Source organism: Desmonostoc muscorum LEGE 12446, assembly GCF_015207005.2.
Classification (GTDB): Bacteria; Cyanobacteriota; Cyanobacteriia; order Cyanobacteriales; family Nostocaceae; genus Nostoc; species Nostoc muscorum.
Genome location: NZ_JADEXS020000001.1, coordinates 8,322,469 through 8,334,484 on the forward strand (window position 1 = coordinate 8,322,469; position 12,016 = coordinate 8,334,484).

The window sequence follows — 12,016 nt, forward strand, 5'->3', positions numbered from 1 at the left end:
TATCTACTACCGTGTCTGAAATCGAAATTATCAAAGCTTTTGCAGGTCTAGAAGACCCCCGTCGCCGCGCCGGACAGCGACATACTCTACCATTATGTCTTGCGCTGTTCACATTGGCGATCGCCGCAGGCAATAAAGGATTTCTAGCAATTGGAGATTGGATTTCAAGCTACCGTGAGGAGTTGATAGACCTCTTGAAACCGACAAAGAATAGGCTTCCTTCTTACAGTACAGTCCGTCGTAATTTATTACACATAAATTACGAAGAGTATTCCGTATGCCTTGCGAATTTCTTTGACATCAAACCACTGCCTGGAGAAACTGTTGGTATGGATGGTAAAGTCCTCAAAGGCTCATATCAAGTAGAAAATGATAATCCACATTCTGATTCCCACCCAGCAATTATGTTGGTCAGTGCTTACCTTGTAGAGCGAGGATTGATTTTAGAACCGTTTGAAGTTGATGCCAAAACCAACGAAATAAAAGCATTACCTGAGTTGATTGAGAAACTGGCTCTCAGGGGAGTAGTTTTTGCCTTTGATGCTATTAATACACAAAAAAAACTTGTGAGTTGATTATCAACAGTGGCAATGATTATATTGCTGCCTTGAAAGGGAATCAACCTAGTTTATTCAAAGATATCAAAACTAATTTTACACCGGAATTTTCTTTTGAGCAGATAAATAAAGGTCATGGTCGAATCGAAAAGCGACATGTCAGTATTTGTCAAAATCTTGATGGTATTCGTCCTTGGCCTGGACTTACCACTTTGATTCAAGTCAAATCAGAACGTCAGGTTTTCACACACAATGTAATTGAAGTAACTACTGAGACTCGTTATTACATTTCATCTCTAACTGAAACGGCTCAACAAATAGCTGAACGAATCAGAGGATATTGGGGTGTTGAGAATAAAGTTCATTACGTTCGGGACGTTACCCAAGGTGAAGATGCATCCCGAATTCGCACTACACCCTTACCTCAGATTTTTGCGCTCACTCGCAATTTTTCACTCAATTTATACCGAAACAATATGTTTAAAAATATGGCACAAGCTCAACGTTTATGTTCTTTTGGACTAGACACACTCAAGCAGCTTTTTAGAATGAAATAGCCCTGATTGGTTTGTTGTAGTAATAGTAAATTGTGAGAAAATTTATGATCTACCGTTGGCAAAATTTCACTCTTCTATCTTTGGTATTTTACCTAACATTTCCTTTAGCTACATTTGAGTTTAAGCTAATGGGGATATCACAGGTATTAGCGCAGAATCCAAATCCCCGAAAAGCTGAAGCAGATAAGCTACTTCAACAAGGTAATGAACTCGATGAAAATAATCAACCCCAAGCTGCTTTAAAAGCTTTTGAGAAAGCTTTATCTATATATCGTGAAATTCACGATCAACAGGGAGAAGGTAAAACACTTAATTATATTGGCAATATTTACAATGATAATTTTGAGGAATATAGCCAAGCCATTAGTTATTATCAAAAAGCTTTAGAAATTGCTCAAAAAATTAACGATCGCACTTTAGAGTCGAAAGTTTTAAATAATTTAGGGCTGGTTCAATTACATTTAAAAAATTCTCGGCGTGCAGTTGAATACTGCGAACAAGCATTAGCAGTAGCGCGAGAAAATAAGAACTATGAAACAGAAGCGATCGCCCTCAAAAGTCTAGGGGCAATCTATATTGTTTCTGATACTTCAAAAGGACTTGATTTTCTAGAACAATCTTTAATTGTTCTAGAAAAAGCTAATGGTACTGCTGAAGATAAACTCCGTCAAAATAAACTTAAAGCGAGTATTATTATTAATCTGGGTAATTTTTATTACTCTCTTGGTGGAGCTAAAAGAATGAATAGCGACCCAGCAGCAAAGAAATTATTAAATAAGTCTCTTGAATATTATCAACAGGGTCTAAAAATTGCTCAAGAAATAGGCGATCGCCCCAGACAAGGAAAAGCTCTCTTGGGCATGGGAGACCTATACCATCTCAATAGTCAGTATACTCAATCAACAGAAGGTATTCAGCAAGCATCTGCCAAAGCTATAGAAAGTTTTGAACAAGCATTAAAGATTTTTGCAACAGATAAAAATTTTCGTTCTCAAGCACGATTAGCCTACAGTAAATTAGGTGATGTTTACTACAGATGGGGTAACAAAAAGAAGGCATTGGATGCCTATAAGCAAGCTTTACAAATTATCGAAACAGAAGTCCCTACTTCTCCCTTCAATAAGCTCGAACAGGATGTACAACGAGGATGGCTATTAATCAATTTTGGTAATATTAATGCTGATGCTAGTAAGTATGAACAAGCATTAGATTCATACAAAAAAGCATTAAAAATCTTGGAATTAGCCCTTCAAGAATCCCAGCAAATTAGTACCCCTGCTAAACAGTTTATAACAGAATCAATCAAAGTTGGAATGAAACAAACATATCTGCGTTTGTGTTTAGTATACAAACTTATTGGACAACCGGAAGCTAGTAAAAAAGCTTGTCAGGATAGTAAGTCTATTGAACTAAATTATCCTTTACCCAAAAGTTTATCAAACAAAGGAACAGTTTTAAATAAAGCTGCTAAATCTCCGGCAGATTTAGAAAAAGCAAAAAAAGAATTACAAGAAGCGTTAGAGAGTTTGCGACAGTCCCAAGCCTTAGGAACTCCAGATTTTATCGCTTTCCACTTGGCTCAAGTTGGTGCTGCTTATACTCAATTGGGAGAATATAAGCTGGCTCAGGAATATTTTCAAAAAGCTATAGAAATCATTACACCAATTGATAGCCCTCAATTTAAACCATACATATTTTTTGTAGTTGGCGAGTTTTACGACTGGCAAAAACAATATGATTTAGCTTTTCAATATTATCAAAAAGCTGGAGAATTTGCTAATCAAGCTGACGAAAAATTAATAGAAGCAAATGTTTTTAAACAGTTTGGTATAACTGGCTTTCTTGCTAATCGCCTACCTGAAGCCACAACTGCTTTATATAGAGCAATAGATGTTTTTGATGCCATTCGAATGGATTTATTAGATGATAAGTATAAAATCTCTATCTTTGAAATCCAGGCTAATACTTATAGTTTGTTGCAAAAAACTTTAATTAGTCAGGATAAATTTTCAGAGGCTTTAGAAGTTGCTGAACGTGGTCGAGCTAGAGCTTTTATTAATCTACTAGCCTTACGAGTTAGCAGCAAAAATCAGAGTAAATTAAACTTAAAAATTCCGAATGTGTTGCCACCAAAAATTGCAGATATTCAGAGAATTGCTAAAGAACAAAACGCCACAATTGTAGAATATGCTGTTCCTAAACCTCCTAGATATAATGATGCAAATAACAATGACAAGCTAGTATGGGATAATTCAGAACTCTACATTTGGGTAATTCAACCAACTGGTGAAATAGAGTTCAAACCAGTAGATTTCAAATCATTAAATGCATCTTTAGCAGACTTTGTGGGAGAAAGTCGCCTCTCTATTGGTGCTGGAAGAGGGGGTGGGATAAATGTAGATCCAACAGATAAACCGGTACGAAAACGCAATTTACAGAAATTACATGAGGTATTAATTGAACCTATTGCCTCTCTTCTCCCCACTAATCCAGAAGCAAAGGTAATTTTTATTCCTCATGATTCGCTGTTTTTAGTACCGTTCGCAGCACTGCAAGATAAAGATAAAAAATACTTAATTGAAAAACACACTATCCTCACTGCACCAGCTATTCAAATTCTAGATTTGACTCGTCAACAACGTCAAAAGGTTACGGGTAAAGATGTGTTAGTTATGGGTAATCCTATTATGCCCAAAGTGGGAAATCCATCTGTACAACTTGACCCACTTAAAGGTGCAGAAATCGAAGCATTAACTATTGCTAATTTATTTAAAACTAAAGCCATTACTGGTAAGGATGCGACAAAAGCAGCTTTCAAACAAAAATTATCAACTGCTAGGATTATTCATTTAGCCACGCATGGATTATTAGATGATCCTAGTCAAAATATCAAAGCTGCTATAGCCCTTGCACCTACTAATAATGATGATGGTTTACTCCAGGGCTATTTCATTCTAAATGTAGACGCAATATGGTAGAATTCATCGCCAGCTCTACTTCAAGTATCTACTACCGTGTCTGAAATCGAAATTATCAAAGCTTTTGCAGGTCTAGAAGACCCCCGTCGCCGCGCCGGACAGCGACATACTCTACCATTATGTCTTGCGCTGTTCACATTGGCGATCGCCGCAGGCAATAAAGGATTTCTAGCAATTGGAGATTGGATTTCAAGCTACCGTGAGGAGTTGATAGACCTCTTGAAACCGACAAAGAATAGGCTTCCTTCTTACAGTACAGTCCGTCGTAATTTATTACACATAAATTACGAAGAGTATTCCGTATGCCTTGCGAATTTCTTTGACATCAAACCACTGCCTGGAGAAACTGTTGGTATGGATGGTAAAGTCCTCAAAGGCTCATATCAAGTAGAAAATGATAATCCACATTCTGATTCCCACCCAGCAATTATGTTGGTCAGTGCTTACCTTGTAGAGCGAGGATTGATTTTAGAACCGTTTGAAGTTGATGCCAAAACCAACGAAATAAAAGCATTACCTGAGTTGATTGAGAAACTGGCTCTCAGGGGAGTAGTTTTTGCCTTTGATGCTATTAATACACAAAAAAAACTTGTGAGTTGATTATCAACAGTGGCAATGATTATATTGCTGCCTTGAAAGGGAATCAACCTAGTTTATTCAAAGATATCAAAACTAATTTTACACCGGAATTTTCTTTTGAGCAGATAAATAAAGGTCATGGTCGAATCGAAAAGCGACATGTCAGTATTTGTCAAAATCTTGATGGTATTCGTCCTTGGCCTGGACTTACCACTTTGATTCAAGTCAAATCAGAACGTCAGGTTTTCACACACAATGTAATTGAAGTAACTACTGAGACTCGTTATTACATTTCATCTCTAACTGAAACGGCTCAACAAATAGCTGAACGAATCAGAGGATATTGGGGTGTTGAGAATAAAGTTCATTACGTTCGGGACGTTACCCAAGGTGAAGATGCATCCCGAATTCGCACTACACCCTTACCTCAGATTTTTGCGCTCACTCGCAATTTTTCACTCAATTTATACCGAAACAATATGTTTAAAAATATGGCACAAGCTCAACGTTTATGTTCTTTTGGACTAGACACACTCAAGCAGCTTTTTAGAATGAAATAGCCCTGTGGTTTACTCACTCCTGCGGAAATTGTGGATTTACGCTTCAATGCGGAACTTGTAGTTTTGAGTGCTTGCGACACGGGTATAGGAACAATTACTGGTGATGGAGTAATTGGATTATCTCGTGCTTTGATTACTGCTGGTGCGCCGAGTGTAATTGTCTCATTGTGGAAAGTTCCTGATTCACCAACATCGGAATTAATGACAGAGTTTTATCGACAGTGGGAGAAAAATCCCGATAAGGCGGTGGCGTTGAGAAATGCCATGCTGCTTGCGATGAAGAAGTATCCACAACCAAGAGATTGGGCAGCCTTTACGTTAATTGGTGAGTCTTAGTTACAGGTGAAGTGAGTAAATTATGCGCGATGTTTACGACGGGCTACGCCTACGCACAAGCAGAATCATTTTAATCGCTTTGAGTGCTTTTTTGATAACAATTACACCTACATGGCCGCAGAATTTCTCCGGATTTTTCTTTGCGCCCCAGGTGTTAGCGCAAACACCAAATCAGCAGCAAACTGAGACTGTCACTGGAAGTTTTATTGATTACTTTGCAGAAGAGAGACAATTTAAAGGGCATGAGGGTAGTGTTAACAGCGCTAGTTTTAGTCCTGACGGTAAGTTAATTGTGACTGCTGGTGCTGATAACACCGCCCGTATCTGGGATTTTACAGGAAAGCAGGTAGCAGAATTAGTTGGGCATCAAGGCAATGTTAAAAGTGCGAATTTTAGCCCGGATGGGAAGTTGATTGTCACCGCATCTTTTGATGGTACTGCTCGTGTTTGGGATGTTTCAGGCAAACAGCTAGTTGAGCTAAAAGGACATCAAGGTAATGTTTATAGTGCGAATTTTAGCCCGGATAGTAAACAGATAGTAACGGTAAGTGCAGATAAAACCGTCCGTATTTGGGATATTTCCGGCAAGCAACTAACACAAATTACAGGGCATGAAAACATTGTTAACTGTGCTAAGTTTAGCCCAGATAGCAAGCGGATAATTACCGCCTCTGCTGATAAAACTGCACGGGTGTGGAATTTGTCAGGGAGGTTGCTAACGGAGTTAAAAGGGCATACTGACACAGTTTGGAGTGCGAGTTTTAGTCCAGATGGTAAGCAAATTGTTACTGCATCGGATGATAAAACTGCGCGTATTTGGGATGTGTCAGGCAAGCAGTTGGCAGTACTGCAAGGTCATCAAAATAGTGTACTCAGTGCAAGTTTTAGTCAAAACAATCAACAGATTGTTACTGCATCTGTTGACTACACTGCTTTAATTTGGGAATCTTCAGGGAAGTTAGTAGGAAAGTTGCAAGGGCATGAGGGAAGTGTTAATAGTGCTGACTGGAGCCAAGATGGAAAGTGGATTGTGACTGCTTCTGTTGACGGTACTACTTGGATGTGGAATGCTGCGGAAAAATTATTAACAGAATTACGAAGCTTTAACATTACCCGAGAAATAAGCTCTATTAGTTTTAGCCCAGATGGTAAACAGATCCTCATAGGATCAGGAGATAATTCCGTCCTCTTGTGGGATATTTCTAGTCAACAAGTAAGACTATTTAACAAAAATGGGAAGGGTGCTAAATATGCACATTTTAGTCCCGATGGCAAATTTATTGTTACTTCAGATATGGGTTATTTTCAGGTATGGGACAAAACTGGCAAGCTTTTAACTGAAGTTAAAGATAATGAAAATTTAATCCAAGGGGCTTACTTTAGCCCGGATGGACAGTGTATTATTACAAGTAGTCAAAACGATATTTTTTTTATATGGAATATATCTGGTAAGCTGCTAACAAAAATCAAAGGTTTTGGCGCTGACTTAAGTCCGGATGGAAAAAAAATTATTACATTTTCAGGTAAAACTGCATATGTGTGGGATATTTCAGGTAAGCAAATAGCAGAACTTAAAGGACATCAAAAAGATATTGAATATGCCAGTTTTAGTCCTGATGGACAGCACATTATTACCGCATCTTTTAATGGTGCTAAAGTCTATGTATGGAATTCTTCAGGTTCACTACTGACAGTCCTTCAAAGCATTACCTCTGCCAGTTTTAGTCCGGATGGAAAGCTAATTGCGTCTAGTGGGGAAACTTCTACCGGAACAACTTATGGTTTATGGGATTTATCTGGCAAACTTGTGGCGGAACTAGAAGGCTTTACACTAACATATCCTGGTTTGAAATCACATTTTAGTCCAGATGGAAAGCTTATTTTAACCCAAGGCTGGGATCAAAAAACTCTTTTTATACATAATATCTCTGGCAAATTACTAGCAGAAATTAAAGCTCCTCATGGCAATATCAGCAGTATTGACTTTAGCCCTGATGGACAGAAAATAATTACTACATCAGATGACAAAAGTGTTCGTATTTGGTATCTCAACAGCAAGTATTTCAATAAACAGACTTTTGCCGAAATACCTTCTGCTGAAACAATAGAACCTCAAGGTCAAGTAGAACATCCCTATGCTTTCATTAGTGTAAGTTCTGATGGCAAGCGTATTATTACCCCATCAGATAAAAACACGGCTCGCGTGTGGGATATCTCAGGCAAGTTAGTGGCAGAACTTAAAGGAAATCAGAACTATGTGACTCAGGCTAGTTTTAGCTCAGATGGACAGCACATTGTTACTAGATCTGATGATGATACTATCCTGTGGGATTCTTCAGGCAAATTACTAGCAGTCCTTGATAGATACTCCAACACTGCCAGTTTTAGCCCAAACAGCAAACAGATAGTTATCGATGCTAAAATTTATGATATTTCAGGTAAATTACTGACAGAACTCAAAGGTCATCAGGATAGAGTTTATGATGCTAATTTTAGCCACGATGGAAAGCTAATTGTGACTGCATCTGAAGATGCTACTGCTCGTATTTGGAATTTGTCTGGAAAGTTATTGGCTGAACTTAAAGGACATAAAGATAGAGTTATAACTGCGAAATTTAGCCCGAATGGAAAGCTAGTTGCTACTTCATCATATGACAAAACTGTGCGTATTTGGGATATTTATGGCAAGCTGTTAACTGAAATACCAGGAAATCAAGATGCTATTTTTAGCCCTTTGTTTAAGTTCAGTCCAGATGGAAAACAGATTATCATTGCATCGGGCAACACAGCTTGGATACGGGACATTTCTGGAAAGCTGTTGGCGGAACTTCAAAAACATCCAACAAGTATCTCAGAAGTAAATTTTAGCCCAAATGGGAATTTGATTGTTACTACATCTGAATTCAACAGTGTATACGTTTGGGATACTTCCGGCAATCTGCTTGCAGAAATTGAAGGAGGGTTCTATGGAGCTAATTTTACTCCTGATGGAAATAGGATTGTTACTGTATCTACGAATAAGATACCGCAATTATGGAATATATCAGGCAAACTGCTAGCAGAATTTAGAGAAGGTACTGAATTTGAGATTAGCAGTGCTGTTTTTAGTCCCGATGGAAAACTGATTGTTACTGCATCTCGTGACAAAATTGCCCGTATGTGGGATCTATCTGGTAAGCTAATTGCTGAACTAAAATGGTATCAAGGTAACATTAACGAAAGCATTTTTTTCCCAGACATAAATAATGCCATTTTTAGTCCAGATGGAAAACTAATTGTTACCACCACATCTAGCGACAATATCGCTCGTATATGGGACACCAAAGGTAATTTGCTGTTGGAATTGGTAGGTCACGAGTTAGGTATTAACAGCGCGAGTTTTAGCCCAGATGGAAAGTTCATTGTCACTGCATCGAAGGACAAAACTGCTCGTGTGTGGGATAAGTTTGCCAGACAGATAGCAGAACTCAAAGGGCATCAAGGCGAAGTTGAAAGTGCTTATTTTAGCTTAGATGGAAAGTTGATTGTTACAGCATCCGTTTTTGACAATACACGCTTATGGGATATCTCTGGCAAGTTATTAGCCGAATTGAAAGAAGGGGATCGCAGCTTTATTCGTACTTCTAGTGCCAGTACTAATTTTAGCCCAGATGGAAAACTGATTGTTGAAGTATCAGAAGGGTTGACTCCTCGTATTTGGAGTATATCTGGCAAACTACTGGTAGAACTTAAAGGTCATAAAGATATTATCAGCAGTGCAAATTTCAGTCCTGATGGAAAATTGATTGTCACTGCATCCAAAGACCAGACTGCCCGTTTGTGGAATTTGTCTGGCAAACTACTGGCAGAACTTAAAGGTCATACTAACTCGGTATTGAGTGCTAATTTTAGTCCGGATGGCAAACTAATTGTTACTGTATCAGCTGACAAAACTGCTCGTGTGTGGGATATAACTGGAAAACTGCTAGTAGAACTTAAAGGGCATCAAGATTACGTTAATAGTGCTAGTTTCAGCCCAGATAGTAAGCAGATTGTTACCGCATCGGATGACGGAACCTCTCGCGTGTGGAACACCTCTGGTAAACAGCTAGCGATTCTAAGTCTAGCTTCTCCTCCGTCTTCCCCCAAAGTGGAAGCAGACAGACTACGCGATCTCGAATTCTACGCCCCCAACTGCGCCCAAGCACTCGACCCTTGGCAAAAAGCTCTAAAAATCTATCAAGAAATTTCCGACAACGAAAACCAAGCTGTCATCCTTGAACAACTCGGTAAAGCTCATTATTGCCTCAGCGACTACACCAAAGCCATCGAATCCTACAAGAATGCTTTAGAAATTGCCACAAAATTCAACTATTCCCAAAGACAAGTCAATAACCTCGCCAATCTCGGAAATGTTTACAATTCCTTAGCTGACTATGAAACAGCAACTAAGTATTACAATGATGCTTTAAAAATTCTAGAGCAGTACCAAGACACACAACTCAAAGCAGAAGTTTTACAAAGTCGCGGCAATATTTACATCGCTCAAGGTAAATATAACGAAGCAATTCAAGACTTATTGCAAGCATTAGCTATTGACAACAACGCCTCTAGCATTGCTAAAACTAAAGTTAATTTGGCAAGTGTCTACTATTCTTTAGGCGACTACAACAAAGCCATTCAATATTACAAAGAAGCTTTGGAATTGACTCCCAGTGAAGCACTCGGAGGCTTAGGTAATGTTTATCTTGCACTTGGCGATACGGCAAAGGCAATTGAGTTTCATTCTTCAAGTTTAGCAAAAGCACAACAGAATGAAGATAAAGAAGCTGAAGGTAATGCTTTAAACAATCTTGCTAATTATCTTCGCCAAGCAGGTAAATTTGCTGAAGCTGAAAAATATTTGCGTTCGGCGATCGCTATTTGGGAAAACCTCCGGATTCAATTAGACGATGCCAACAAAATATCTATCTTTGAAAAGCAAACTCGCACCTACCGCCTCCTACAAGAAGTGTTGATTGCTCAGAATAAAATCACTGAAGCCTTGGAAATATCTGAACGTGGTAGGGCGAGAGCTTTTATTGATTTACTCAATAAACGATTATCCCCTAATCAAACAGAGCAATCAAAACTACCAGCAGTGAATATTGAACAGATTAAACAAATTGCTAAAAACGAAAATGCAACCCTGGTTCAATATTCAATTATTACTGATGAATTCAAAGTTGATGGCAAACTGCAAACTCAAGAATCGGAACTATATATTTGGGTTATCAAACCCACAGGTGAAGTGAGTTTTCACTCTTCTGACCTCAAACCCCTGTGGCAAAAGGAGAATACAACATTAGCAAAACTCGTTACCACGAGTCGTCAATCCATTGGTGTCAGAGGACGCGGTGCTGTTTACGTGAGTGCCAAACCTGATGCAACCAAAGCAAAGCAAAAATTACAGCGATCGCACGAATTGCTCATTAAACCCATTGCAGATATCCTACCCAGTAACCCCAATGACCGAGTTATCTTTATCCCTCAAGGTGAGTTATTTCTTGTTCCTTTCCCCGCGTTGCAATATGACCAAGATAAATACCTAATTGAAAAACACACTATTCTCACAGCGCCATCAATTCAAGTATTGGATTTCACATCCAAGCAAAAACGACGTGTAGAGACGTTAAATGCCAAGTCTTTAATTGTCGGTAATCCGACGATGCCAAAAGTGGAGTTGGAACCAGGAAAACCCCCTGAACAATTAAAAGATTTACCTTGGGCCGAAAAGGAAGCTAAAGATATTGCCTCAATCCTCAAAACGCAAGCTCTAACAGGTAAGCAAGCCAGCAAAACCGCTATTTTACAGAAGATTTCCCAAGCCGAAATTATTCACTTTGCTACCCACGGCTTACTTGATGATAACCGGGGATTGGGAAGTGCGATCGCTCTTGCTCCCTCCAATAAAGATAACGGTTTGCTCACCGCCGAAGAAATCTTAAACCTCAAGCTAAATGCAGATTTAGTCGTTCTCAGTGCTTGTGACACCGGACGCGGACGCATTACTGGTGATGGTGTAATTGGTTTATCTCGTTCTTTAATTAGCGCAGGTGTCCCCAGTGTCATTGTCTCCTTGTGGGCTGTTGATGATAATTCCACATCATTTCTAATGACCGAGTTCTATAACAATCTGCAACAAAAGCTTGACAAAGCTACGGCATTGAGAAAAGCCATGCTCACAACAATGCAAAAATATCCCCAACCCTTAAATTGGGCTGCATTTACCTTGATTGGGGAATCGTGAACAATCTTGGCGATCGCTCTTAGACAACAGACGCGATAAATCGCTGTTTCAAACAACAGACGCGATAAATCGCCGTTTCAAACAACAGACGCGATAAATCGCTGTTTCAAACAACAGACGCGATAAATCGCCGTCTCTACAAAGGGGGATTTATCGCGTCTTTGCAATCTCAATTTTGCAT

The 12,016-nt window shown here is 39.0% G+C and carries 2 protein-coding genes and 3 pseudogenes; all 5 read left to right on the forward strand.

Annotated features, from left to right (window positions below):
• The first annotated feature begins 11 nt into the window (after positions 1 to 11).
• The 5 genes and pseudogenes from IQ276_RS34175 (at position 12) to IQ276_RS34195 (ending at position 11,835) form a co-directional block, all read left to right on the forward strand.
• Positions 12 to 1,114, forward strand: a pseudogene (locus IQ276_RS34175) (ISAs1 family transposase).
• 44 nt (positions 1,115 to 1,158) lie between these two features.
• Entirely contained in the window at positions 1,159 to 4,092 is a 2,934-nt protein-coding gene (locus IQ276_RS34180; RefSeq protein WP_193924510.1) for a CHAT domain-containing protein, read from the forward strand.
• Between the two features lie 36 nt (positions 4,093 to 4,128).
• Positions 4,129 to 5,231: pseudogene (locus IQ276_RS34185) on the forward strand (ISAs1 family transposase).
• A gap of 6 nt (positions 5,232 to 5,237) precedes the next feature.
• Positions 5,238 to 5,567: pseudogene (locus IQ276_RS34190) on the forward strand (CHAT domain-containing protein); the annotation flags it as partial.
• 22 nt (positions 5,568 to 5,589) lie between these two features.
• Complete coding sequence (locus IQ276_RS34195) at positions 5,590 to 11,835, forward strand: CHAT domain-containing protein (protein ID WP_193920365.1); 6,246 nt, start codon at positions 5,590 to 5,592, stop codon at positions 11,833 to 11,835.
• Positions 11,836 to 12,016: the final 181 nt, after the last annotated feature.

Bases quoted from the DNA above. Each gene is read 5' to 3' on its own strand.
- IQ276_RS34180 (WP_193924510.1), top strand. From the start codon at position 1,159: ATGATCTACCGTTGGCAAAATTTCACTCTTCTATCTTTGGTATTTTAC.
- IQ276_RS34195 (WP_193920365.1), top strand. From the start codon at position 5,590: ATGCGCGATGTTTACGACGGGCTACGCCTACGCACAAGCAGAATCATT.